We start from the raw sequence: 25,050 nt of genomic DNA, 5'->3' as shown, positions 1-25,050 counted from the left end.
TAATAATTTCATATATTTATCACCTCGATTTTTTTCAAAGTCGGGGTTTTCTCAATTTAGCAAATAACTTTATACTAGCGTTGAGAACTAGTTAATTATAAACCTGGCTAGCCAGAGAAATCTAATCATGGCAACAACGCAAAAATTACCAGTTGAATGGGTGACAACAGAGAATTTTCAAGCCTATGGACAAGTCATTTTCCCCAGCCAGGATGGTAAAGCTTTTGATAGTGAAGATGCCCAGCTAATTTTAGACCAGGGTACTCCCAGATTTTACATTATGCGCCTACAGAAGCGGGGACGAAAATTTCATCACATTACCCGTCATGTGAAATGTAGTCAATGTTTAGGTTCTTTGGCAGGTAAAGATTGGTTCATTGCAGTTTGCCCCCCAGAGAATCATCTGAAGGAACCAACAATAGGAAAAATTTCTGCTTTTCGTATACCTGGGAATTGCTTTATTAAGCTCAATGTGGGGACATGGCATGCTGGTCCATATTTTGACCATGATGTGGTAGATTTTTATAATTTAGAGTTGAGTGATACAAACATTGCAGATCATTTTACTCATAATTTTTTACAAAGCCATGAAATTGAGTTTGAGTTAGTAGTAAATGGTGAGGTGTAAAAAAGGGTGAGATTGTACGGGCAAAGATGCCCGTTGTACAAAGTTTAACAAAGAGCGGAAATAAAGTAAGCAGTCAAAATTAACAAAACGTTTACTATATAATCATTTTGAATTTTGAAATCTGCGTAGCGGTACTAGTTACTTGGGTAACGATTATAGCTTGCTGCGGGTGTATCACAGCGTTGAATTTCATCACCAAATATCCAACCTTGGGTTCCATCAGCAAGTTTGACTTGCACAAAGTCACCCTTTGCTTGTAGATACATAACTTTTTCGCCAATATTTAGCTGCTTGAGGGCACCAATTTCTGTTTGTGGTTCGGGGCGTAATTTTGCAATGTATTTGCCTCCTGCGGGAGCAACTATGCGACAGAGTTGGGGTTGTTCCGCGATAAAGTTTTCTTGGGAGTTGTCCGTGCTACTGTTGGCAAATTGGAAGATAAAAAATCCGGCGATCGCGCTGACAAAAACCCCAGCTATACCTAATCCCACCTTACTGGGAGTTTTCTTTTTCGGTGCCAAAATAATCTGAGAGGGTGTGGGAGGAATTTCTTCCGGTGTCGGGATTTCTACAACTCTTCGCACTGCTGATACCCGCATAGTTTGGGGTGGTGGTTGCAAAGTAGCTAATGCAGAACTACGAGCATATTCCATGGGTGTATAACCCGATGGCAATTCCTCACAGGAAATATCACTAACTTTAAAATTCTGTAATCCTAACCGTAAGGAACTACCAACAGCGAGGGGCATTTCTCCCGCTAAAAGCATATGTCCATCGACGATTGGGGGGTTTTTTTGGCGTAAATTCCGGAGGTAAAATTTTTGTTTGTGGCTATGGAAAAATATCTCGACATGGAGTCCGGAAATTGTCGGGTCTGGTAAGATAATGTCGCATTCTTGGGGGTTACGTCCGATGCGAATTTTCCCCGGATTTTTGCTATTTTGTTTTTCGATAATGGTGCGAGTTTTAATTTCTCCTTCTTCGTGCCATTCCAAAGTTAACTGATGTAAATTGACTGTCTGGTGGTCGGTTTCAGGAATTTCTCCGGCATCAATTAATTCTTGTAATGCTGCTAATACTTCACTCGCTGTCTGATAACGTTCTTTGAAGTGATAGCGTGTCATATTTGTCAAGATATTAGCCAATCCAGGACTAATATTTGTCCTATCCTGCCAGAGAGTTTCCCCCGTATTGGGGTCATCTTGAAGAGCATGGGGATATACTCCCGTAATCGCCTGAATTGCCATCATCCCCAATGCATAAATATCACTACTAGGACGAGGCAAACGGCGAATTTGTTCAGAGGGCATATAACCCCTGGTACCGACAATTAAGGTAATATTTTGCTTGCCATTGGCATTAATGACTGTCTGGCTACGTAATTGTTTAATCGCGCCAAAATCAATTAAAACTAGCTTGCGATCGCTAGCACGTCTGATTAAATTATCTGGTTTAATATCTCGATGAATTACCCCTTGATGATGGACGAATTCCAAAATATTCAGGACTTCTAGCAGCATATCGACTACTTGCTTTTCAGTCCAACAATGTCCTGGTAATAATTCCTTCGTTAAGGTATGACCATCAATAAATTCTTGAACTAAATAAAATTGTTGTTTCTCTTCAAAATAAGCATAAAGCCGGGGAATTTGGTCATGATTTCCCAATTGCTGTAAAGTTTCGGCTTCTTTTTGAAATAGTCTTCTGGCGGTTTCTAAGACTTCCGGTTCGGTACTAGTTGTCTTGAGATATTTGAGAACACACTTCGGTTTTCCCGGCAGGTGAATATCCTCAACGATATAAGTTTGCCCAAAGCCTCCTTCACCTAAGACTTCTAGGACTTTGTAATGTCCTGCTAGTAACTGACCTATCATACTTTGATGGCAATAGTTAACAAACTGCTGTAATTTTGCCGTATCGAGAAAAGGGGTTTAGTTTGAGGAGAAACAGATAATTTTACTATCTATGCACCTCTGACTAAAATTGAGATTGATAAATTATTTATACTTCAATAAAACTGATGTCTTGATGAAGATTTAGTTTAGCTTTCTCTCAAACATTAGTCAATATTTTAAATTACTGTATTTTGTAGCTCAAGATACGACGGAGGATAAATTATCTTTGTTGAGAATTGATAGAGGTGATATCTTTTTTGCATATTAGATATCAAATGTTTTTCACATCTCCTGGTAATTAAATGAATAACAAATCCTCGACTTCAATGTTGCCAGTTTGGCAAGTATTTACGAAAAGTTATGGGTTTTCATCTCTGATAAAACGAATATTTTGATAATAAAATACTGTGTTTTTTGACATAGAATCTGACTCGATTTTCAGAATTTGGAATTTAACGATGCTAAATAGCGATCGCCATTTGTGAGGAAATTTTAACATATGTGTTAACCATAACCATATCAAAACATGACTAAATTGGTACTTTGCTGAATATATCTCAGTATTCTCAGATAATAATGTTACTAGAAAAGCTGTACAGAAAATCTCCACGCTATAAGTACAAATTCTGAGTCTATTACGGGTTTTGAATTGAGAAATCAATGTACCTTAGGTAACTCAGCAGTTCTATGGTCAACAACCAATTATGAGGACAAGTCAAAATCATCGACTACTTGCCCTATGAGTGGTTTGACTGTGCTGTAATTGTGATGAAATTAAATAGCTCCCTTGGGTCGCTGTAATAATCTGCTAATGATTAGCCCTGATATCAATCCAAAATCTGTCCATCCCAGCAAAGTATTCAAAAGTATCCACCAACCAGTTTGACGGAAATATTGCCGCAGAATCAGCCATTGCATCACACCTAGAATCGGTCCAATGTAGAATAGAGCATCGTAGGGATTTTTGCCACAAATCAGGATAGCCAGGGAAAAAGCCAGGGGAGTGCTAGCTGTCCACCACCAACTAGGAAAAGGTACCCGTGGTTGTAATAATAATGATTGGGCACCACCTAGAGCTAATCCCATGGGAATGGAGAAACTAAGTCTGTAGGGGTATGCTCCTAAAGGTTTGACGATTTGACAAGCAACATAGGCAATAATAAATCCTCCTACAATTCCACCCAGATTTACCAGTACCCATTGCAAATAAAATCCCCATCCCAGGGGTTGGGGTTGAATAGGAGGAGATGGGGGAGTGAGTTGGCGATCGCTACCAACAAAATTCCCAGGTGTAGAAGCAATCGTTGGATCTGTAACTTCCTGACGATACTGGGGTGGTACTGTTGGAGGTGGGGAGTATAAATTCTGATTTGGAACTGGATTTGGAGAAATTCCTGGGGGTGTGGGTGGATTGTATTGAGTGGGATTTATCTGTCGGGGAGTACTAGATATTTGAGTGGGAATATCTTCCTGACTGATGGGTATATTGGAAGTGCTGGAGTGGGGGGTTAGCTGTTGAATAGCAGTTAATGCTTCCCTTGCAGATTGAAAACGTTGACGAAAATCATAGCGAATCATTCTGTCGAGAATATCTGCAAACACTGGATTCACGACTACGAGATTTCGCCACAGAATTTCGGCAGTTTGAATATCTTCATGTAATTGATTGGGCATGAATCCTGTCAATGCTTGAATACCAATCATTCCCACAGCAAAAATATCACTACTCAAGCGGGGACTTCCCCGACTCTGTTCACTGGGCATATACCCAGGAGTACCGATACTGACAGTCATTTTAGTTACGCCATCTGTACCCACAACCTGAGTCCCAATTTGTTTGACTGCTCCAAAGTCAATCAGCACAACTTTGTTATCACTTTTGCGTCTAATGAGATTGGGTGGCTTGATATCACGGTGAATCACATTATTGTCATGGACAAAAGCCAGAGGTTGGAGAATATCTTGGATGAGGGCGATCGCATACCCTTCATCAAATCGATTTCCTGGTATCAATTCTTGATTTAACGGATGTCCATCAATAAATTCTTGGACGAGAAAAAACTCCCGATTCTCTTCAAAGTGTGCCAATAAACGGGGAATTTGATCATGGCTTCCCAATTTGTGTAACAACTGCGCTTCTGACTCAAACAGTCGGCGGGCAATTTGTAAAGTCATTGAGTCCGCAGACTGGGGCTTTAATTGCTTGACCACACACTGAGTATTATAAAGTTTCGTGTCCTCAGCAATAAAGGTCTGACCAAACCCCCCAGCACCCAACACTTTAATTATTTTGTAACGTCCATCTAGCAACTGACCTAACATAAAAATTCAATATAGGGAAATAAAAATAGATGAAATTGAGATATATAGAATCTTCCACCTAATTTGTAGCTATTTTCCTAAAAAAACGCAAAAAGCTAAATGCACCGAATTTTACGTGAATTCCCAGAGCGTTTAATCATATGTATAAATGATTAGCTGTCCTTGGACTTTATCTAGGATTTAAGGAATTCTCATTTCAGCCTTATATATACTGACTTTTCATGGAATATAGTCTTAAAAAGTACATTAAAAAACAAAACTATGTAGCATTCCAATAGATGTTTTCAGTAAAAAATAGGCTTTTCATATAGATTTCATAGATTTAGTCTTATTTTTGCCTATATATTCAGTATTTATTCGTACAACTTAAAAGCATAATCAAGTACATTTTTTTGACTCACTGAGGATGGTGAAGTTAATAAAATAGAACAAATTTACGTAAGTATTATTACGTATCTTGGTGTGACTATATTTTCAACAACTAGAAATATTTCCAGATGGAGCAACAGGAGAATTAATCATGAGTGGTGAAATCAAACGCTTCTATGTCACAAGATTTGATGCGAAGGATGCTGTACAGAATCAAGAAATTCCAGAAGAAAATTCAACCCCGGCAAAAGGTGGTAAACGATTTGGTAAGAGTCACCTAGTCACCCTACTGAGCTTATTAATGGGTGGTATTTTAGCCCATCTGTTTATCTCCCATGGGTTTACTGAAGAAACATACAAAACATCTTTGAGTGCTACGGGTAGAATTTCCTATCCAATTTTTTTGCTAATTTTTGCCGCAAGTTCCTTGCAGAAGTTATTTCCCTGCGCATTTACACGGTGGGTTTGTGCCAATCGACGGGATTTAGGATTTGCTTTTGCGATCGCTTATGCGTATCACGCTATCGGCTTTTTTGGTTTACTCAGTTTAAAGGGAGATTTCGGTATTGATGGGTTAGAATTTATCCTCTCGATTATCTCCTATATCTTCATTGTGTTGATGAGTATTACATCTTTTCCCGCAGTTAAACGCCAGATTTCCCCCTGGTTGTGGAATTCTATTCATACTTTGGGAATGTATGTTTTCTGGTATTTCTTTCTCCAAGAATTTATGCATCGAGCAGAAGAAACTTCTGATTGGTTTTACCTTCCCCTGACTCTGATGAACGTTTTAGTCCTAATCTTGAGAATTATCGCTGCTAGTAAACCAGGAAAATCTTCTAATAGACTATCAACTTTCAGTTAACGGTTGGGTTCTATTGGGTGAAAACCTATCGGTAGGGGTGATGATCAGGGCGATCGCCACTCCTTTTAATATTACTGGTATTCATCTCCGGTTATCTCAGTACTTGAGAGTTATTAGCAATACTTAACCCTAATTGTCAAATATCAATTCCCAAAATGAACACTTGTAAAGCTGAATAACAGTAAAAATAGAATTAGCCACAATAATTAAAAAAATGTAAACGATGGTTTCTGTATTTCCTCAAGCTAATTCTGCCAACCTTTCAGGCGTGCGTCTAGAAATTCGTGCCCTACAACCACAACTTGTGGAATGGCGACGTTGTTTTCATCAAAAACCAGAGTTGGGATTTCAAGAGCAGTTGACTGCTGAGTTTATTTCCCGCAAGTTAACAGCATGGGGAATTGAACATCAGACAGGTGTCGCACAGACGGGAATTGTGGCAACAATTCAGGGTAAAACTGGTGGGAAAGTTTTGGCAATTCGTGCGGATATGGATGCTTTACCTATCCATGAGATGAACGAAGTTCCCTATAAGTCGCAACATCCGGGGGTAATGCACGCCTGTGGGCATGATGGGCATACAGCGATCGCCCTAGGTACAGCATACTATCTCCAACAACATCGTCAGCAATTTACAGGTACTGTAAAGATTCTTTTCCAACCTGCGGAAGAAGGTCCCGGTGGTGCTAAACCCATGATTGAAGCAGGAGTCTTAAAAAATCCCGATGTCGATGCCATTATTGGGTTGCACCTGTGGAATAATCTCCCTATGGGAACTATCGGTGTCCGTCCAGGGGCATTAATGGCGGCGGTGGAGTCCTTTAACTGTACAATTTTGGGTAAGGGTGGGCATGGAGCTATGCCCCATCAGACAGTTGATTCCATCGTTGTTGGGGCGCAGATTGTCAATGCTCTACAAACCATCGTTTCGCGGAACGTTAATCCCATTGATTCCGCAGTTGTCACCATTGGAGAATTCCACGCTGGAACAAAGCGCAATGTGATTGCAGATACTGCGAAAATTAGCGGTACTGTCAGGTACTTTAACCCTTTATTAAAAGGCTTTATTCAGCAAAGAATTGAGCAAATTATTAGTGGTGTGTGTGTAAGCCATGGTGCTAGTTACGATTTAGATTACTGGAGCTTATACCCAGCAGTAATTAATGATTCTACCATCGCACAATTAGTCCGCTCCGTTGCCGAAGAGGTGGTAGAAACTCCCCTTGGTATCGCTCCGGAATGCCAAACCATGGGTGCAGAAGATATGTCTTTCTTCCTCGAAGCTGTACCAGGATGTTATTTTTTCCTTGGTTCTGCCAATCCTGACAAAGATTTAGCCTATCCCCACCATCACCCCCGTTTTGATTTTGACGAAACTGTGTTAGCTATGGGTGTGGAAATGTTTGTACGTTGCGTGGAAAAATTCTGTAATTAATTTTTATATCATCGAATTTTTTCGGTCTCATATCCCTTGATATCGTAAGTAATTATCCAGATGTTCTCAATCTTCAGGTCTTAAATTATGGTTGCTTCACCAGGAATCTACCTCACCCCTGATGAGTACCTGCAAATGGAGGAAAACAGCGACATTAAGCATGAGTATATCGATGGTTACATCTATGCCATGGCAGGAGCGCTAGACAGCCATGTTACCATTGCTGGTAACTTGTTTACCCTGATTCGCAATCATGTACGTGGTAGTGGTTGTCGTGCTTATATTTCTGACATGAAAGCACGAATTGAATCTCTGAATCGATATTACTATCCCGATGTCATGGTAACCTGTGACCAAAGAGATCAGGAAACTCCTGGTTATAAAAGATTTCCCTGCTTAATAGTCGAAATCTTATCTAACTCAACTGAAGCCTTTGATAGGGGAGATAAATTCAGTGATTATCAAACTATAGATAGTCTTCAGGAATACATACTAATTAATACTAAGCGTCAGCGAGTCGAGTGTTTTCGCAGAAATGAGCAGGGGTTGTGGGTTTTACAAACTTACACAGCAAAAGATGAATCGTTGCGATTACAGAGTATTAACTTGGAAATAGCGATCGCCGAGTTGTACGAAGATGTGAGTTTTCCTGAAAATCCCGATAGTCTGCCACCACAGATGGGATAAATTGTCTCAATATATGGCAAAGCTGGTAAGTCTGGGGGAATTTTGTTTTAACCTGATATTTGAGAGGTTTGACAGCGATCGCCTATGGCTGTCTTTTACAAAACTTAACAAAGGCAGGTTATCATTACATGGCTTATTCTTGGTTTAAAGCATTTCACATCATTGGTGTTGTCGTCTGGTTTGCTGGCTTATTTTATTTAGTGCGCTTGTTTATTTACCATATCGAAGCCAACCTGGAACCAGAACCAGCTCGGACAATTCTCCAGAATCAGTACAAAATCATGGAGAAGCGTCTCTACAATATTATCACCACACCAGGGATGCTAGTGACGGTTGTCTGTGCAGTGGGTTTATTGGTGACAATGCCAGAATATTTACATCAAACTTGGCTACATTTCAAGCTCGGTTTTGTGGCTCTGTTATTAGGGTATCATCATTACTGCGCCCGGTTGATGAAACAGCTAGAAGCTGGTACTTGCAAATGGACAAGTCAGCAAATGCGGGCAATGAATGAAGCACCCACCCTGTTGCTAGTTGTGATTGTGATGTTAGTCATCTTCAAAAATAATTTGCCTACAGACATCACCGCTTGGGTAATTTTTGGTTTAATTGTCTTTATGGCTGCGACGATTCAACTATACGCGAGAAAACGTCGCCTCGATAAAGAAAAAGAATTAGCTGAAATGTCAGCAGTTAGCCAAGCACAAACCTAAGCAAATATACCTGAGATGTTTTAAATTAAGAACTGTTAACTTTTAAATTTTATGACATCTCAGGTCATGTCTGGCATATCTACAGGTGACTCCCTATTTCATAATCGTGTAGCGGTGTTAGCTACCATGCATCGCAAAGAGCAAGTGATTGCACCAATTATAGAACCACAATTAGGATTAAATATACTGGTTGCGGATAAATTAGATACAGACAAGTTCGGTACATTTACTAGAGATATTGCCCGGAACGGAACGCAAATAGAAGCAGCAAGATTAAAAGCAGCAGCAGCGTTAGAAATCACAGGAGCAACTATAGCGATCGCCAGTGAAGGTAGTTTCACTCCCCACCCAGTAATCCCCTATCTACCGAGTAATCGAGAGTTGATAGTTTTTATTGATAAACAACATGATTTAGAGATAGTGGGTGAATCTTTTACCACGGAAACAAATTACCATCATCTAGTAGTTGAAAGTTATCCGCAAGCATTAAAATTTGCCCAAAAAATTGGTTTTCCCCATCATGCTTTGATTGTGATGAGTCAGGAAACACAAGGCAATCAAATTATTAAAGGTATCACCACAGAAGCAGAATTAGAAATAGCAGTAAATAGTATTCTCGCGTCTACAGCCAAAGCTCATATTGAAACAGATATGCGAGCTATGTATAATCCCACCAGGATGAAAAATATTGCGAGAGCAACTCAAGATTTAGTCACAAAAATTAAGAGTTGTTGTCCCAAATGTTCCACCCCAGGATTTGCCATCACAGAAAGAATTGCTGGTTTACCTTGTGCTGCTTGTCATACACCAACTCATCTCACCCTTGCCACGGTTTACGAATGTCAAAAATGCGGCTTTACTCAGGAAAAATTATACCCTAATGGTGAAGAATATGCTGACCCTGGACAATGTATGTATTGCAATCCGTAATCCCCATCACCCATTCCCTACTTCGGATAAACAGGCAGTGTAAAATGAAACCATGCTCCTCCAGCAGGAGAAGTATCTACCCAGATTTGACCGTAGTGAGCGCGGATAATACGTTGGCATAAACTCAAACCGATACCGTATCCTTCTTTACCTTCATCCCGTTCTAAACGATAGTGACTTTCAAAAATACGATCGCGGTTTTCCTCTGGTATTCCCAATCCACTATCACCAATGCTGAACTGGACTTTTTGGGTAGTTCGATGAAGAGCAGCAATTGTGATATCTCCACCTTCGGGTGTATATTTTATAGCATTATCTAGCAAATTTATCAGTACTTGCCGCAGACGTTCTGGGTCAGCATAGACAGAGGGTAAATCGCTGGGAATATCAGTTTTGATATTCAGAGACTTAACTGTGTAGCGATCGCGCAATTCATCCAAGGTTTGAAAACATAATCGACCGAGTTGCAGTCTTTCAGGTTGAATTGGGAATTCTCGCTCATTTCCCCTACCTACCTGCAATAAATCGGTAATCATGCGGTCAATAATTCGAGTTTGATTGCGAGCTTGCTTAAATAGATTAGTGGCGATCGCTGGTGTTAAACGCTCAAATTGCCCAAGTTGGGCATTGAAATTAGACTGTAAAGTATCAATAGCAATGCCTACAGCAGTTAGCGGATTCCGTAAATCGTGGGCAAGCATAGCAATGATTCTATCTTTAAACTGTAGCTGCTCCTCTAGCTTGTCCTTTTCCTGCTTTAAGCGAAAAACCTCATCAGAAAGACGGATTAACTCCACAGAGTTTGCCACCGAAGGAATTGCAGCTTTAACGACAGGATTAGAATCAGTATCCTCAGCAATGACTGCATGATTTATATGTATTGCTAAATACTCTTCTACAGCCATTTGCCAGCGTGACCACCAATTTTTGAGCTGAGTAATGATATTACTGCCAGCAATCACCTGTCGCGGTTCAGGATGAATTTTAATCAATGCAGGAGTTGCAACAACTTTAAAATGTTCTGCTAAGTATGGTTGTTGTCCAACATCAATAATTTGTAACTCAAATTCATAATCAGCACGCAATTCCTCTAAAAACGCGCGAATTCGCTGCACTTGCTGTCGGGATCTGGGACGGTCATCGACAAAAAGTAGCAGTTGTAGTGGAGCCTGGGAGTAGATAGGCTGATCCTGAGGAAGTTGCATGTAATCGTGCTTTAACACTGTTAGCAAACCAACAACGCGGAATTGTGAGATTAAGATTGACAGGCAGTTGTCGATGGTAATGAACTGTCTTTACTTTCCAATTCCAATTTAATATCTATTTTAGATTTTTCATACTCCTATCCCCCAAGGGTTTTGCAAATAGAACCAACTATATTGAGCATTTTCCCCGGAAACATCTAGATTTGGCGATTTTTAGGAAGCTAGAACTTTAAAGATAAACTATTCCATATCAGCTAACCCCTGGGAGCAAGTGCCAGTTGCCTAAGGTATGCAGATTAGACAGCACCTAACTGATGTTACTTCCTGAGAGTTTAGGGAAACCTAGTAAATGTAGCCATAATACAACGCCGTGGGAGAAACTTCACCTCAAATTGCCATATTTCTACGCTCTCTCATTGGTGGAGGAGCAGAAAAAATCAATGTCAACTTAGCCAATTATTTTGCGGAGAATAACCTAAAAGTTGATTTAGTACTGGGTACAGCTGATGGAATTTTTCTGCCCTTAGTTTCACCCCAGGTGAGAATTGTGGACTTGCAAACACCAAAATTAGCTGCCACCTTGCCTAAATTAGTTAAATATCTACGTCAGGAAAAACCCCTGAATTTACTTGCCAGTTTACATTACCCCTGTGAAATAGCTATTTGGGCAAAGCATCTAGCGCGGGTATCGACACGAGTCATAGTTTGTGAACATAATACCCTCTCCCAAGAAGCCAAGCGTCTCCCCCAATTAACCGCTCGTTTAACACCCTTAGCAGCACGGTTTTTTTACCCCTGGGCAGACGATATTATTACAGTTTCTCAGGAAGTTGCCCAGGATTTAGCCCAAGTTACAGGAATACCCCTAGAAAAGATTCACAAGATTTACAACCCGGTAATTACTCCAGATATCGGTGGTATGGCATCCCAACCCATCGAACATCCTTGGTTTTGCAGTGGGGAAGTACCGATAATTTTGGGTATGGGGCGTTTAATGCCTCAAAAAGACTTTCCTACCTTGATTAAAGCATTTCATGCAGTGCGGCAGGTACAACCAGCCCGATTGGTAATTTTAGGAAATGGGACAGAGCGATCGCCACTTAATTCTCTGATTCAAGAATTAGATATTGCTGAAGATGTTGAGCTGATGAATTTCCAAATCAACCCCTACCCTTACATGAAAAAAGCTGCTGTATTTGCCCTGTCTTCTGCTTGGGAAGGTTGTCCTAACGTTCTCACAGAAGCAATGGCTGTAGGAACTCCAGTTGTTTCTACAAACTGTCCTAGCGGACCTGCCGAAATTCTAGACAAGGGGAAATATGGTCATCTTGTACCAGTAGGCGATCACCAAGCCATGGCAAAATCAATTTTACAGGTTTTAGCGGGTCAGCATCTATCTCCGCCCTCTACTTGGCTAGAACAGTTTTCCCTAGCCACTTCCGCTACTCACTACCTGAAAGTCCTCAAATTAGCCTCATAGTCAGAGATTCTGCTTTTCTCTTCCCCTGGAATTGAAAATTGACATACCACTACGCTAGGGTAGGAAATGTCACTTGTTTCTTGGCTTCCTGTGCTGTACCAAAAACATCCACAAATCTACCTGAGTTTAGTATTTGTTTTTACCCTGATGACAGGTTGTGCTAACAGTCCTGGGGCGAAAAACCTGGAGCAGTCTTTGGCTGCTGACCCTCGGTTAAGTAGTAACCCTGTAGTTTTTGGCACAAATCAGATAACTAATTCCCCAAATCCCCAGACAGAGGTGAAAACTCAACCACCTCCAGGATTTCCCCAGGAAATTCCTATCTATACTGGTGCTCAATTTCAGGAAAACAAACTCAATAACGGTACAACTAACCCAAATATCAGCCGTTGGTTAAGCTCTGACCCTAGCAACTTTATCGCCACTTTTTACCGCAGTCAATTTGCCAAGAATCAATGGCAGATTATTCAAAAACCCAGTGATGGTGATATTGGGACTTTTATTGCCCAGCGTCAAGATTTACAGGTGAAAGTGACTATTCAACCCAAAACTGTGACAGGGGAGGCGATCGCCAAGCCGAATCAGTCCCAAGTCACCACAGAATTACTGATTGAATATACCCGCAACGCCACAGCACAAGTTACTCCGACTGCCACACCAACCGATAGTCCTGGGGATAATAGTCCTCAAGCCGGAAGTGCAGATTTCATTGGACCAGTATTACCCAGTAATTTAGCCTCAAGTCCAGCTAATATTTCGACTAATTCTGATAATAATATCCTTACCCCGTCAGACTCGCAGCAATTTAGTGACTTAAATAAACTAATACCAGTAATTCGTCAATATATTCAAGATTTAGCATCCCTGGGTGTATTATCAGTTAACAATAAAGCTGATAAATTCAATCAATTTGAACCGAATAAAATAATAACCCGCCGAGAATATGCTCGTTGGTTAGTGACAACAAATAATACTTTATATACCAGTAATTCTGCTAAACAAATTCGCCTAGTTGGAGAAAGCAGTCAACCCGCTTTTAGTGATGTACCTCGCAAAGACCCCGATTTCGCCGTCATCCAGGGGCTAGCAGAAGCTGGTTTGATACCCAGTAGCCTTTCGGGAGATAGTACGGAAGTCTTATTCCGCCCAGATGCGCCTTTAACTAGAGAACAAATGGTGTTATGGAAGATACCTTTAGATACTCGACAAGCTCTACCTACAGCTAACTTGGAGGCAGTTAAACAGACTTGGGGCTTTCAGGATGTGGGTAAAATCAACCCAAAAGCCTTGCGAGCAATTTTGGCAGACCATCAGAATGGGGAACAGGCAATTATTCGGCGAGTATTTGGTTATACCACCTTATTTCAACCGCAAAAGCCTGTCACCCGTGCCGAAGCAGCTACCGCGTTATGGTATTTTGGCTCCCAGGGCGAAGGCATTTCTGCCGCAGATGCGTTGAAGGGAAAAGGAAGATAGGAGTTGAGGTGGGAAGGTTTTACCCCATTCTCCATCCCTTAGGGTTGGGGTTTGAGATTTTTAGCTTTGTAGAAGAGTTCCAAACTTTGGCGATCGCCCACAAATCTCCAATGCCATGGTTCATAACTCACACCCTGGGGATTATCCTTGGGGAAGGACATTTCAAAGCTATACCGGGCAGCATTTGCCTGTAACCATTGAAAAGCCTTGGTTTTTTCAAAATTAGGGCTTAAGTCAGTCGCCCTGGCAGAACCATCAGCAATATCTACTGCATAACCTGTATGATGTTCACTATGACCAGGAGGAGCGCTGAGAGCCGCTCGTTGGGCAGGAGTTTGGTTTCGCTGTGCCGCAACCTGAAAAAACAACTGTTTTTGTTCTTCTATGGAGCGAAAACCGGAGATGGGAACCAAATTTATTCCCTGAGTTCTGGCAGCAACTACCATTTCCTGAAATTTTGCAGCAGCAGCTTGTCGCATGAGAATTCTGCCGTCTACAGAAACAGGTTCTAGTTCCTCTAGGGGTGCTTCAGGGTAGGCAAGATGTCCCAGCACCTGATCGGGATTTGTAGTTGGTGTGGGGGTAGAAGTTGCTGCAATGTTGGGAGCAGAATTTTCTACAGTTTTCTTCGGTAGGGTAAAGAAATATACTAAGCCGCCTATACCACCAAGCAAAACCAAACACCCACTAATTAGCCACGGTAATCTATTAGAAGATTTGGGGGTAACATCAGGTAGGTCGCGCTGTGCTACGGGAATATCTTCACTAGGTGTAGAATTGGGATTTGGTGGCGTATCGGAAAACCCAGGATTATTCAAGGCGCAACTCCTGACTGTTTTGAGTAACCATACAGATTGTAGACTGAAGAATCAGTGGTAATGGTCATTAATCAATATTAATTAGGTACGATTCACAGTTACAGTTATACTGTCGCTGTTGCCTTTCCCTTGTTTTTTTGCCTACACAACTTTGTTAGAACTTTACGCTAAATTACTGGGATTTATCTGTACCGGATTTATCCTGGGACGTGTGTTACCTGGGACTTTTCCAACTCGGTTGGGGCAAGTTTTGTTTTGGGTGGGTGTACCCATCAGTATTATTGCTTTTCTGCGTCACACTGATTTATCGGGACAAATATGGATTGCTCCCTTAGTTGCCTATAGTGCCACTTTTTTAGGAATCCTGTTGGCTAAGTTGGCATTAAAAATTCAGGGAAGGGATGGGAATTTATCTCAACCTGCTACCCAGGGCAGCTTTATTTTGGCTTCCATGGTGGGGAATACAGGCTATCTGGGTTTTCCCATTACTTTGACTGTGGTGGGTAAGGAATACTTTGCCTGGGCTTTATTTTACGATATGTTGGGTTCCCTGTTTGCTGCCTATGGTTTGGGTGTGATTTTGGCAGCACGTTTTGGGAATGGAACTGTCAGCTGGGGGCAAACTCTGAGGGTAATTCTGATTAATCCGGCTTTGTGGAGTTTTTTTGGGGGATTATGGTTTCAGCAAGTAGCCATTCCGCCAACCATGGAGCTTATTTTAGAGGCACTTGCCTGGTTAGCGATCGCCAGTGCTTTACTACTTATCGGTATGCGGTTGAGTCGTTTAACATCTTGGCAAAGTCTCCCCCAAGCTAGCGTGAGTGTGGCGATAAAAATGTTGGTAGTGCCGTTAATTCTCAGTACTTGCCTGCGATTATTGGGTTTGCGGGGGGCGATCGCCACAGTCATGACTCTACAAATGGGAATGCCACCAGCTTTTGCCACCCTCGTACTCGCAGAAACTTTTAATTTGGATAGGGATTTAGCTGTGACTACCCTAGCCCTGGGAACAGTGCTGTTGTTATTTACTTTACCTCTGTGGCTGTGGTTATTTTAATGGAACTGATACCTGAAGGAGAATGGGCTTGGGGTATTTCTGTAGCTCACGCAGTCGCAAAAAGTTGAAAAAAGCTAAAATCGGGTGTATACCGTATTACTCCCTTCCCTGCCTATGTCAGTCATCATAATTCGGGAACAGCGTGCAACAGAAAAGGGTTTTGCAGCCAGTTTGATTTTTGATGGCGATGGTAGCGAGCATGAAATAAATATTACCGACCCGTTTACGCCACAGCAAGAACAGCAACTGGAATGGTATTTTGAGGAATGGCTCACCTACCCGATGTTGAACGGGAAAAAGGCAGAAGCGGCAAAAACCAATGTGGTTAATTACGGCGAAAATTTATTTAACCAGGTTTTTCATGATAGAGATGCCTACAGTTATTATCGCCAACTGCGGGGAAATTTAGCCCAGGTAAAAATTGAAATAGTCGGCAATAGCCCAGAATTTCACGCGCTCCACTGGGAAGCCATCCGGGACAAGGATTTGCCGCGACCGTTGGCGGTGGATTGCGTAATGGTACGGAAGCGCACCCAAAAATCAGCACCCGCACCCATCCAATTGGCAGAATCTCCCGTAATTAACCTGTTGGTGGTGGTTTCCCGTCCCGATGAGGAGCATGATGTGGGGTATCGTACCATTGCGCGACCGTTGATTGAGGTGATTCAAAATAGCCAATTGCCTGTAAATATTGATTTATTGCGTCCGGGAACCTACGAAAGCTTGGAGCGCCATCTGGAAGCCAAAGGTGCGGGATATTACCACATCATCCATTTCGACTGTCACGGTGCTTTGATGGCATATGCAGATATTCAGGAAGGAGCAAAGCGCAACAGGTATACCTACCAAGCTAGATGGGGACGGGAAGATATTCAACCCTATGAGGGTGTAAAGGCATTTTTATTTTTGGATGGGGAAAGCAAGGGAAAAGCCGATCCGGTGGAAGCGGGAGAATTGGCAGATATGCTGACGGGGAAGGGAATTCCTGTTTGTATTCTCAATGCCTGTCAGTCGGGGAAGCAGGTGAAGAACCCCACCCCGGCTTCGCCACCCCTCCCCGCAAGCGAGGAGGGGTTAAAATCAACACCAGTAACCACTCCCATAACTGAGGATAGGTCAACATTGACTCCCCTTTCCGCAAGCGGGGAGGAGCTGGGGGTGGGGTCAAATTCCCGCGAGACGAGTTTGGGTAGTCGGTTGATGGCTGCGGGGATGCAGATGGTGGTGGCGATGGGGTATTCGGTGACCGTTTCGGCTGCCCGGTTGCTGGTGGAGCAGGTGTATAAAAATTTGTTTGCGGGGAAGGAAATTACGGAAGCGATACGGTTGGGGAGGAGGGAATTATTTCATAATAAGGCGCGGAAGGCTTATTTTAATACCAATATTGATTTGGAAGATTGGCTTTTGCCGGTGGTTTATAGTAACCGGAAAGTGGATTTACGCTTGCGGAAGTTTACACCAGAGGAAGAGGAAAAATATTTTAATCAAATTGGAGATTTATATCAGTATACGCCACCGGAATATGGATTTATCGGGCGGGATTTGGAAATTTTAAAGATAGAGAAAGCTTTATTTCGGCACAATATTTTGCTGTTGCAGGGAATGGGAGGAACGGGAAAAACCACCCTGTTAAGTTATTTACGAAGTTGGTGGCAGACAACGAACTTTGCACCGGAGATATTTTATTTTGGGTACGATACGAAAGCTTGGACGCTGACACAGATTTTGTTTGAAATTGGCAAGAAAGTATATACAAAATATGAATTTGCCAGTTTTCAAGCGATGAACCTGACCGCACAAACACAGAAAATCTTGCAAAAACTGCGATCGGAATCCTATATTTTGATTTTGGATAATTTGGAATCGGTGACGGGGCAAGCTTTAGCGATTCAAAATACTTTGCGGGAACCAGAGCAAAACCAAATTCGAGATTTTCTAAGCCGATTAGTAGGGGGAGAAACGCGGGTAATTTTGGGTTCCCGCAGCGATGAAAGTTGGTTAAAAACAGCTTTTAAACAAAATATTTATAAATTGCAGGGATTGGATAGGGAAGCGAGAACGGAATTATCGAATAAAATCCTAGAGCGGAACGTGGGGGATGAAAATAAAATCGCCAAAATTCGAGCAGATGGGGATTTTGCGAAGTTGATGAAGGTATTGGCTGGGTATCCCCTGGCGATGGAAGTTGTATTGCCAAACTTGAAAAATCTTTCACCCAGCGAGATTTTGGAGAAACTGCAAGCGGCAGATATTAACTTAGATACGGGGAGCGAGGATAAAACCCAGAGTATTCTTAAATGTGTGGAATATTCCCACAGTAATTTGTCTCCAGATGCTCAGAGTTTGTTGTTGTTTTTGGCTCTCTTTAGCGGGTTTATTTTGCAGGATGGTATTCCTAATTATGCTGAAGAATTACAGAAACTAGAGCCGTTTAAAGATTTTGATTTCAATGGGTTTGATGGAGCCATTCAAGAAGCGATTAACTGGGGTTTATTGTCGCCTATTAATGAAAACTTACCCCAATTACTGCAAATTCAACCTATTTTTCCCTTCTTTTTAAAAGCAAAATTAGCTGAACTCGAACCCGCAACCCGCGAAGCATTGCGAGAAGGATTTAAAAATCACTATATCGGTTTAGCGGGTTTGTATAACCGCTACATGGAATCGAAGGAGGCACAGGAACGGCAAATAGGAATATTCTTCTGTCGGTTGGAGTATGAAAATTTATATAATGCCTTGCAAATTTGCTTGGAAAAGCAAGAAACCGTTAATATTTTCTTTTGTTTATTTCAATACTTTTATCTAAATAATTATATTCAAAGTGTACTGAAAATATCAGAATTTGTACGTAATGCTCAAACCACTTATCCACCAGAAATTAGAATAGGTGAGATAGGGTTAGAAATTGTGATGGTACTCGATCGCCTTGCGATGAGTTATTTACAAACCCAAAACTATCCCCAAGCCAAAGCATCCTACTTGCAAATTATCGAACAACTCGAACAACTTCAAGGTGTGGAAGTAAGCCAAATAAAATCTTCCCTCGCTAGCACTTACCACCAGTTGGGAAATGTTGCCTATCTGTTACGCGAATTCGAGCAAGCACGCGATTATTACCAACAAGCTCTCCAAATCAAAATCGAATTTGGCGCAAGCGAAGCCCTTCCCTCGGAAGCTCGCTATGAGTGTGCAAAAACTTACCACCAGTTGGGAAGGGTTGCCCAAGATTTACGCGAATTCGAGCAAGCACGCGATTATTTCCAACAAGCTCTCCAAATCTATATCGAATTTGGCGATCGCTATTCTTTTGCTAGCACTTACCACCAGTTGGGAAATGTTGCCTATCTGTTACGCGAATTCGAGCAAGCACGCGATTATTTCCAACAAGCTCTCCAAATCTATATCGAATTTGGCGATCGCTATTCTTCTGCTAGCACTTACCACCAGTTGGGAAATGTTGCCTATCTGTTACGCGAATTCGAGCAAGCACGCGATTATTTCCAACAAGCTCTCCAAATCTATATCGAATTTGGCGATCGCTATGAGTGTGCAAAAACTTACCACCAGTTGGGAAGCGTTGCCCAAGATTTACGCGAATTCGAGCAAGCACGCGATTATTACCAACAAGCTCTCCAAATCAAAATCGAATTTGGCGATCGCTATTCTTCTGCTAGCACTTACCACCAGTTGGGAATGGTTGCCCAAGATTTACGCGAATTCGAGCAAGCACGCGATTATTACCAACAAGCTCTCCAAATCTATATCGAATTTGGCGATCGCTATAACTGTGCAGGTACTTACCACCAGTTGGGAAGCGTTGCCCAAGATTTACGCGAATTCGAGCAAGCACACGATTATTTCCAACAAGCTCTCCAAATCAAAATCGAATTTGGCGATCGCTATAACTGTGCTAGCACTTACCACCAGTTGGGAAGGGTTGCCCAAGATTTACGCGAATTCGAGCAAGCACGCGATTATTTCCAACAAGCTCTCCAAATCTATATCGAATTTGGCGATCGCTATAACTGTGCTAGCACTTACGGACAATTAGGATTACTCGCACAAGCAGAGGAGAATTACCCAGAAGCTAGGGCTAATTTAGAGAAAGCCTTGGAGATATATGTTGAGCATGGAGATGAATATATGGCTGCGTTTACGCGGGAGAATTTACAGGGTTTAGCTGAATAGGGAGGATAGGCGATCGCGTTTATTGGTTGATGCTGGTTTTAGGGTGGCGATCGCGTTTATTGGTTGATGCTGGTTTTGGGTGGCGATCGCGTTTAGTTGATGCGGGTTTTGGAGTGGTGATCGCATTTATTTGTTGGTGCAGGTTTTAGGGTGTCGATCGCGTTTATTAGTTTATGTGGGTTTTGGATGGCGATCGCGTTTGTTTGTGTGGGGTTTGGGATGGCGATCGCGTTTATTGGTTGATGCTGGTTTTAGGGTGGCGATCGCGTTTATTGGTTGATGCTGGTTTTGGGTGGCGATCGCATTTGTTTGTGTGGGGTTTGGGTGATGACCGCGTTTATTGATTTATACGGGTTATGGATGGCGATCGCGTTTGTTTGTGTGGGGTTTGGGATGGCGATCGCATTTATTGGTTGATGCAAGTTTTGGGATGGCGATCGCGTTTGCTTGTGTGGGGTTTGGGATGGCGATCGCGTTTATTGATTTATGAGGGTTTTAGGATGGCGATCGCGTTTATTGGTTGATTCGGGTTTTGGATGGCGATCGCGTTTATTGATTTATGAGGGTTTTAGGGTGGCGATCGCGTTTATTCGTTGATGCAAGTTTTGGAGTGGCGATCGCGTTTGTTTGTGTGGGGTTTGGGATGGCGATCGCGTTTGTTTGTGTGGGTTTTGGGATGGCGATCGCGTTTTTTATATTTCAGGATAATTTTTCTAAAATAGCTTGAATTTGAGGTTTCAAACTTGGTAATTCCCGCTCGATAACTAACCAAACAACATCTAAATCAATTTCAAAATAATTATGAGTTAAAATATTTCTCATTCCAATCATTTGCGACCAAGGAACTTGTGGATTCTCATCGCGAATATCGGCAGACAAAACACGCGATGCTTCTCCAATAATTTGTAGGTGCTGAATAAACCAAGTTTGAATTAGTTCATTTTCTTCAAAAGCTTCTCTTCCTTGAAGTGCATATTTTTCAATTCGTTCGATCGCTTCTAAAATATCATGCAATTTTTCCCGATTATCTCTCATAGGGAAATTGCCTCACTTAATACCCGCTCTCGAATGCGCGATCGCAATCCTTTCTCCGTGACAACATCAACTTCACAACCAAGAATTTCTTGCAATTCTATTAATAACCCACCCAAATCAAAAAGGCTACGCCCTGGCTCCAGTTCTACTAAAAAATCAACATCACTATTAACATCAGCTTCACGACGAGCAACAGAACCGAAAACCCTAATATTATAGGCTCCGTATTTTGCCGCAATTTGCAAAATTTCTTCTCGTTTAGTGGCTAAATTTTCATATATATTCATAACTTTTCGATATTCTGCAAGTTCATCCCAAACACTACTCATTATTATTTCCCTGGGGGTAAATTTCCGGCGTTTGTATCCCCATCAGCCGGTTCAGTACACTTACAGTAAACATTCAAACCAATTTTGAGAATATACAGCACGAGAATTGTGGCGATGGAAGGATCCAGGGGAATTGCGGTTAAAGCCATTAATGAGGTAATCGTCGCAGTTAATAACACGGCATTTTCTGGACTTTTGGTATAGTCACTCAAACGTGCGCGAAATCCTTCGTCTCCACACAATTCGTCTCTCAACACATCTAATGTAGTTTGCCAAATCTTTTTGCCCTTTGGCATGGCAAGCATACCGTTTTTCTCTACCCACAGTTCCTCAAAGGAAGTTTCTAGATTGCCGTTGTGACGTTGTACGGTGTCAATAGCTTTGTCTGCGGGTTTGTATTGCTGAAGTAATTGCTGTACCGAGTTAATTTCATCTGTCGTCAGTTGTGCATTCATATTCGTGGGAGATTGGGGAAAAATCATATGGCAATCCTACCTGATTTATGGAAACTGACAGGGTGATTACATTCATTTGCCAAATATTTCCTACATGATAAACCCATAAGGACTTTCTGCCAGAACGTCTCTAGATTTCACAAGGTTTTTACCATGTCAGAGGTTTTGCCAGAATAGTTCTAGATTTCAGAAGGTTTTTACCATACACCTAGCAGAAAATTTGTATGATGTCAGAGGTTCTGCCAGAATGTCTCTAGTCAGGTATTTTCCCAATTCCCTATTACCTGTTGCCTATTCCTAATTACGGTAATACTACTCTCCTAAGGTGTGAACACCGATCCAGAAAATCCTGCCTGATTCCTTAGAATAACCATATAAAAGAAAATTTCTATAGCTAGAGCAAATAAAAGGAATGGGTGATGGTTAACAGTTAACAGTTAGCAAAAGATACCCTTCTCCTTTTCCCTGAGAACCTATGCAACCGACTAACCCGAACCAATTCACCGAAAAAGCTTGGGAGGCGATCGCCCACACTCCGGAAATCGCCAAGCAGTACCAGCAACAGCAAATTGAAAGTGAACATTTACTGAAAGCTTTGCTAGAACAGGATGGACTAGTAAGTAGTATCCTGACTAAAGCAGGGATAAATTTAGCCAAAGTTGTTGACAAAACAGAGCAATTCATTAAGCAACAACCGAAAATCTCTGGTAGCAGCACCTCTGTCTATTTGGGGCGGAGTTTAGATACACTCTTAGATCGTGCTGATGCTTACCGTAAGGAGTTCCAAGATGAATTTATCTCTGTGGAACATCTACTCCTTGCCTACATTAAAGACGATCGCTTTGGCAAAGGTTTACTACAGGAGTTCGGACAAGACGAACGCAAACTTAAGGATATTATTAAACAAATTCGGGGGAGCCAGAAAGTGACCGACCAAAATCCAGAAGGCAAATACGACGCACTGGAAAAATATGGACGTGACCTCACCGAAGCTGCTCGTCAAGGTAAACTTGATCCAGTGATTGGGCGGGATGATGAGATTCGTCGCACTATTCAAATTCTTTCCCGTCGGACTAAAAATAACCCCGTGTTAATTGGGGAACCTGGTGTCGGTAAAACGGCGATCGTGGAAGGACTTGCCCAACGAATTATAGCCGGTGATGTCCCCCAATCCCTCAAGGATAGAAAATTAATCGCCCTGGATATGGGTGCGTTAATTGCTGGGGCTAAATTCCGAGGAGAATTTGAAGAACGTCTGAAAGCGGTTCTCAAGGAAGTTACCGAATCCGCAGGTAATATAGTTCTGTTTATCGATGAAATTCATACCGTTGTCGGTGCAGGAGCTACCCAAGGAGCTATGGATGCGGGTAACTTACTGAAGCCCATGTTAGCGCGGGGTGAACTGCGTTGTATCGGGGCGACAACCCTAGATGAATATCGTAAATATATTGAAAAAGATGCCGCCTTGGAACGACGTTTCCAACAGGTATACGTAGACCAACCCACGGTAGAAGATACCATCTCTATTTTGCGGGGATTACGGGAACGCTATGAAAATCACCACAGTGTGACAATTTCCGATAGTGCCCTAGTCGCAGCCGCTACCTTGTCTAGCCGATACATTAGCGATCGCTTTCTTCCTGACAAAGCCATCGATTTGGTGGATGAAGCTGCCGCACGGTTGAAGATGGAAATCACCTCGAAACCAGAGGAACTGGACGAAATCGATCGCAAAATTTTGCAGTTGGAGATGGAAAAATTATCCCTGCAAAAGGAAAGTGATGCTGCTTCCCGCGATCGCCTGGAAAAGCTGGAAAAAGAAATTGCCGATTTGAAGGAAGAACAACGAGCATTTAATAGCCAGTGGGAAGTGGAGAAGAGTTCTATCGGTAAGATTGGTGAGATTAAAAAGGAAATCGAGCGGGTAAACTCGGAAATTCAGCAAGCAGAACGGGATTATGACCTGAATCGGGCTGCGGAATTGAAGTATGGTAAATTAACAAACCTCCATAGGCAACTAGAAGAGGCAGACATTCAACTCAAGCAAACCCAACGTAGTGGTAAATCCCTCCTCCGAGAAGTAGTTACAGAGTCGGATATTGCTGAGGTGATTTCCAAATGGACGGGTATCCCCATCAGTAAATTAGTTGAGTCGGAAAAGGAAAAACTCCTGCATCTGGAAGACGAGTTACACCACCGCGTCATTGGACAAGAGGAAGCTGTCACCGCAGTTGCTGATGCTATTCAACGTTCCCGTGCAGGTTTAGCTGATCCTAATCGTCCCATCGCCAGCTTTATCTTCCTAGGTCCCACAGGTGTGGGTAAGACGGAATTAGCCAAAGCTTTAGCAGGATATATGTTCGACACCGAAGAAGCGATGGTACGCATCGATATGTCGGAATATATGGAGAAACACGCCGTATCTCGGTTAATTGGCGCACCTCCTGGCTATGTAGGATACGAAGAAGGGGGACAGCTTACAGAAGCCATTCGCCGTCGTCCCTATGCAGTCATTTTGTTTGACGAAATCGAGAAGGCACATCCCGATGTGTTTAATATCTTCTTACAAATCCTCGATGATGGTAGGGTTACGGATGCCCAGGGTCATACCGTAGACTTCAAAAATACAATTATCATCATGACTAGTAACATCGGTTCCCAGTTGATTTTGGATGTTGCCGGTGATGACAGCAGGTATGACGAGATGCGCCATCGGGTGATGGATGTAATGCGGGGTTCCTTCCGTCCCGAATTTCTCAACCGTGTTGACGAAACTATCATTTTCCACGCTTTACTAAAATCACAACTGCGGGAAATTGTCAAGTTACAAGTCCAAAGATTGCAGCAAAGGTTGGGCGATCGCAAGATATCTCTGAAACTTGCCGATACTGCTTTAGATTTTCTGGCTCAAGTCGGTTACGATCCTGTATTTGGCGCTCGTCCCTTAAAACGGGCAATTCAACGGGAGCTAGAGACACAAATTGCCAAAGCAATTCTCCGAGGAGAGTTTCATGATGGTGACACAATCTACGTTGATGAAGAAAACGAACGATTGTCTTTTAAGCGTCTAGCTGCGGAAATACTGAGTACTTAGTAGTTTCCCAAGGGTTCGTAGTCAGAGATTTATCGCTCAAATCAAGGGCTAAAGCCTGACTACAAGCCT

Annotated in this window: 22 protein-coding genes; 14 read left to right on the top strand and 8 right to left on the bottom strand. The window is 42.2% G+C overall.

Annotation, left to right across the window (positions count from 1 at the left end; translation table 11 throughout):
• Window positions 1-127: 127 nt before the first annotated feature.
• Window positions 128-628, top strand: a complete 501-nt coding sequence (locus IJ00_RS12925; RefSeq protein ID WP_035153645.1) for an ureidoglycolate lyase — start codon at window positions 128-130, stop codon at window positions 626-628.
• 134 nt (window positions 629-762) lie between these two features.
• On the opposite strand, the gene IJ00_RS12920 is transcribed toward IJ00_RS12925, so the two are convergent.
• Window positions 763-2,502, bottom strand: a complete 1,740-nt coding sequence (locus tag IJ00_RS12920) for a protein kinase (RefSeq protein ID WP_035153643.1) — start codon at window positions 2,500-2,502, stop codon at window positions 763-765.
• 795 nt (window positions 2,503-3,297) lie between these two features.
• On the bottom strand, window positions 3,298-4,845 hold the full coding sequence (locus tag IJ00_RS12915) for a serine/threonine-protein kinase (RefSeq protein ID WP_035153641.1): 1,548 nt from the start codon (window positions 4,843-4,845) through the stop codon (window positions 3,298-3,300).
• Between the two features lie 520 nt (window positions 4,846-5,365).
• Between IJ00_RS12915 and IJ00_RS12910 the strand changes: the two genes are divergently transcribed.
• The 5 genes from IJ00_RS12910 to IJ00_RS12890 all read left to right on the top strand — a co-directional run bounded on the left by IJ00_RS12910 (window position 5,366) and on the right by IJ00_RS12890 (window position 9,844).
• Window positions 5,366-6,079, top strand: coding sequence for a hypothetical protein (locus IJ00_RS12910; protein ID WP_035153639.1), 714 nt, complete (start codon window positions 5,366-5,368; stop codon window positions 6,077-6,079).
• A 223-nt stretch (window positions 6,080-6,302) separates the two neighbouring features.
• Window positions 6,303-7,514 (top strand): M20 family metallopeptidase, encoded by a 1,212-nt coding sequence (locus tag IJ00_RS12905; protein WP_035153638.1) that lies wholly within the window; start codon window positions 6,303-6,305, stop codon window positions 7,512-7,514.
• A gap of 87 nt (window positions 7,515-7,601) precedes the next feature.
• The gene (locus IJ00_RS12900; RefSeq protein WP_035153636.1) at window positions 7,602-8,201 is read left to right on the top strand and encodes a Uma2 family endonuclease; all 600 of its coding nucleotides are present in this window, start codon (window positions 7,602-7,604) and stop codon (window positions 8,199-8,201) included.
• A gap of 128 nt (window positions 8,202-8,329) precedes the next feature.
• On the top strand, window positions 8,330-8,914 hold the full coding sequence (hemJ, locus tag IJ00_RS12895; RefSeq protein ID WP_035153634.1) for a protoporphyrinogen oxidase HemJ: 585 nt from the start codon (window positions 8,330-8,332) through the stop codon (window positions 8,912-8,914).
• A gap of 51 nt (window positions 8,915-8,965) precedes the next feature.
• Window positions 8,966-9,844 (top strand): DUF6671 family protein, encoded by an 879-nt coding sequence (locus IJ00_RS12890; RefSeq protein WP_238178507.1) that lies wholly within the window; start codon window positions 8,966-8,968, stop codon window positions 9,842-9,844.
• Window positions 9,845-9,861: 17 nt separating this feature from the next.
• On the opposite strand, the gene IJ00_RS12885 is transcribed toward IJ00_RS12890, so the two are convergent.
• Window positions 9,862-11,067, bottom strand: a complete 1,206-nt coding sequence (locus IJ00_RS12885; protein ID WP_201782689.1) for a histidine kinase — start codon at window positions 11,065-11,067, stop codon at window positions 9,862-9,864.
• Between the two features lie 352 nt (window positions 11,068-11,419).
• Here IJ00_RS12885 and IJ00_RS12880 point away from each other — a divergent pair, with 352 nt between their 5' ends.
• Complete coding sequence (locus tag IJ00_RS12880) at window positions 11,420-12,529, top strand: glycosyltransferase (protein WP_035153631.1); 1,110 nt, start codon at window positions 11,420-11,422, stop codon at window positions 12,527-12,529.
• A 90-nt stretch (window positions 12,530-12,619) separates the two neighbouring features.
• Complete coding sequence (locus IJ00_RS12875) at window positions 12,620-14,005, top strand: S-layer homology domain-containing protein (RefSeq protein WP_035158992.1); 1,386 nt, start codon at window positions 12,620-12,622, stop codon at window positions 14,003-14,005.
• 38 nt (window positions 14,006-14,043) lie between these two features.
• Here the strand turns inward: IJ00_RS12875 and IJ00_RS12870 are convergent, their stop codons facing one another.
• Window positions 14,044-14,823 carry a D-alanyl-D-alanine carboxypeptidase family protein gene (locus IJ00_RS12870; protein WP_035153630.1) on the bottom strand — a complete coding sequence of 260 codons (780 nt, stop codon included), beginning with the start codon at window positions 14,821-14,823 and terminating at the stop codon, window positions 14,044-14,046.
• A 151-nt stretch (window positions 14,824-14,974) separates the two neighbouring features.
• Here IJ00_RS12870 and IJ00_RS12865 point away from each other — a divergent pair, with 151 nt between their 5' ends.
• Together IJ00_RS12865 and IJ00_RS12860 are read left to right on the top strand one after the other, a co-directional pair.
• On the top strand, window positions 14,975-15,880 hold the full coding sequence (locus tag IJ00_RS12865) for an AEC family transporter (protein ID WP_035153629.1): 906 nt from the start codon (window positions 14,975-14,977) through the stop codon (window positions 15,878-15,880).
• A gap of 114 nt (window positions 15,881-15,994) precedes the next feature.
• The gene (locus tag IJ00_RS12860) at window positions 15,995-20,068 is read left to right on the top strand and encodes a tetratricopeptide repeat protein (protein WP_035153627.1); all 4,074 of its coding nucleotides are present in this window, start codon (window positions 15,995-15,997) and stop codon (window positions 20,066-20,068) included.
• Here IJ00_RS12860 and IJ00_RS29020 read toward each other — a convergent pair.
• Window positions 20,057-20,194, bottom strand: a complete 138-nt coding sequence (locus IJ00_RS29020; RefSeq protein ID WP_168163472.1) for a hypothetical protein — start codon at window positions 20,192-20,194, stop codon at window positions 20,057-20,059. The two genes, IJ00_RS12860 and IJ00_RS29020, sit on opposite strands and share 12 nt — an antisense overlap.
• Window positions 20,195-20,241: 47 nt before the next feature.
• On the opposite strand from IJ00_RS29020, the gene IJ00_RS29015 reads away from it, so the two are divergent.
• The 3 genes from IJ00_RS29015 to IJ00_RS29005 all read left to right on the top strand — a co-directional run bounded on the left by IJ00_RS29015 (window position 20,242) and on the right by IJ00_RS29005 (window position 20,795).
• Window positions 20,242-20,412: a hypothetical protein gene (locus IJ00_RS29015; protein ID WP_168163471.1), complete on the top strand. Its 171-nt coding sequence runs from the start codon at window positions 20,242-20,244 to the stop codon at window positions 20,410-20,412.
• Window positions 20,409-20,558, top strand: coding sequence for a hypothetical protein (locus tag IJ00_RS29010; protein WP_168163470.1), 150 nt, complete (start codon window positions 20,409-20,411; stop codon window positions 20,556-20,558). The genes IJ00_RS29015 and IJ00_RS29010 overlap by 4 nt, the downstream gene beginning before the upstream one ends.
• Before the next feature lie 69 nt (window positions 20,559-20,627).
• Complete coding sequence (locus IJ00_RS29005; protein ID WP_168163469.1) at window positions 20,628-20,795, top strand: hypothetical protein; 168 nt, start codon at window positions 20,628-20,630, stop codon at window positions 20,793-20,795.
• Here the strand turns inward: IJ00_RS29005 and IJ00_RS12855 are convergent.
• The 3 genes from IJ00_RS12855 to IJ00_RS12845 are packed head-to-tail and all read right to left on the bottom strand — an operon-like array spanning window position 20,768 to window position 21,914.
• Window positions 20,768-21,103: a DUF86 domain-containing protein gene (locus IJ00_RS12855; protein ID WP_035153625.1), complete on the bottom strand. Its 336-nt coding sequence runs from the start codon at window positions 21,101-21,103 to the stop codon at window positions 20,768-20,770. The genes IJ00_RS29005 and IJ00_RS12855 overlap by 28 nt on opposite strands.
• Window positions 21,100-21,390 (bottom strand): nucleotidyltransferase family protein, encoded by a 291-nt coding sequence (locus tag IJ00_RS12850; protein WP_035158990.1) that lies wholly within the window; start codon window positions 21,388-21,390, stop codon window positions 21,100-21,102. The genes IJ00_RS12855 and IJ00_RS12850 overlap by 4 nt, the downstream gene beginning before the upstream one ends.
• A 44-nt stretch (window positions 21,391-21,434) precedes the next feature.
• Window positions 21,435-21,914, bottom strand: a complete 480-nt coding sequence (locus tag IJ00_RS12845; protein WP_339366927.1) for a hypothetical protein — start codon at window positions 21,912-21,914, stop codon at window positions 21,435-21,437.
• A gap of 448 nt (window positions 21,915-22,362) precedes the next feature.
• Between IJ00_RS12845 and clpB the strand changes: the two genes are divergently transcribed.
• Window positions 22,363-24,981: an ATP-dependent chaperone ClpB gene (gene clpB, locus IJ00_RS12840; RefSeq protein WP_035153623.1), complete on the top strand. Its 2,619-nt coding sequence runs from the start codon at window positions 22,363-22,365 to the stop codon at window positions 24,979-24,981.
• The last annotated feature ends 69 nt before the right edge of the window (window positions 24,982-25,050 follow it).

This window comes from Calothrix sp. 336/3 (assembly GCF_000734895.2).
Taxonomy (GTDB): Bacteria; Cyanobacteriota; Cyanobacteriia; order Cyanobacteriales; family Nostocaceae; genus 336-3.
The sequence above is the reverse complement of the archived record's forward strand: the minus strand, read 5'-3'. Positions and strand labels throughout refer to the sequence as shown.

Coding starts and splice junctions, on each gene's coding strand:
- clpB (WP_035153623.1), top strand. CDS start 22,363: ATGCAACCGACTAACCCGAACCAATTCACCGAAAAAGCTTGGGAGGCG.
- hemJ (WP_035153634.1), top strand. CDS start 8,330: ATGGCTTATTCTTGGTTTAAAGCATTTCACATCATTGGTGTTGTCGTC.
- IJ00_RS12890 (WP_238178507.1), top strand. CDS start 8,966: ATGACATCTCAGGTCATGTCTGGCATATCTACAGGTGACTCCCTATTT.
- IJ00_RS29015 (WP_168163471.1), top strand. CDS start 20,242: ATGTGGGTTTTGGATGGCGATCGCGTTTGTTTGTGTGGGGTTTGGGAT.
- IJ00_RS29005 (WP_168163469.1), top strand. CDS start 20,628: ATGAGGGTTTTAGGGTGGCGATCGCGTTTATTCGTTGATGCAAGTTTT.
- IJ00_RS12850 (WP_035158990.1), bottom strand. CDS start 21,390: ATGAATATATATGAAAATTTAGCCACTAAACGAGAAGAAATTTTGCAA.
- IJ00_RS29020 (WP_168163472.1), bottom strand. CDS start 20,194: ATGCGATCACCACTCCAAAACCCGCATCAACTAAACGCGATCGCCACC.
- IJ00_RS12855 (WP_035153625.1), bottom strand. CDS start 21,103: ATGAGAGATAATCGGGAAAAATTGCATGATATTTTAGAAGCGATCGAA.
- IJ00_RS12900 (WP_035153636.1), top strand. CDS start 7,602: ATGGTTGCTTCACCAGGAATCTACCTCACCCCTGATGAGTACCTGCAA.
- IJ00_RS12860 (WP_035153627.1), top strand. CDS start 15,995: ATGTCAGTCATCATAATTCGGGAACAGCGTGCAACAGAAAAGGGTTTT.
- IJ00_RS12845 (WP_339366927.1), bottom strand. CDS start 21,914: ATGATTTTTCCCCAATCTCCCACGAATATGAATGCACAACTGACGACA.
- IJ00_RS12925 (WP_035153645.1), top strand. CDS start 128: ATGGCAACAACGCAAAAATTACCAGTTGAATGGGTGACAACAGAGAAT.
- IJ00_RS12905 (WP_035153638.1), top strand. CDS start 6,303: ATGGTTTCTGTATTTCCTCAAGCTAATTCTGCCAACCTTTCAGGCGTG.
- IJ00_RS12910 (WP_035153639.1), top strand. CDS start 5,366: ATGAGTGGTGAAATCAAACGCTTCTATGTCACAAGATTTGATGCGAAG.
- IJ00_RS12915 (WP_035153641.1), bottom strand. CDS start 4,845: ATGTTAGGTCAGTTGCTAGATGGACGTTACAAAATAATTAAAGTGTTG.
- IJ00_RS12920 (WP_035153643.1), bottom strand. CDS start 2,502: ATGATAGGTCAGTTACTAGCAGGACATTACAAAGTCCTAGAAGTCTTA.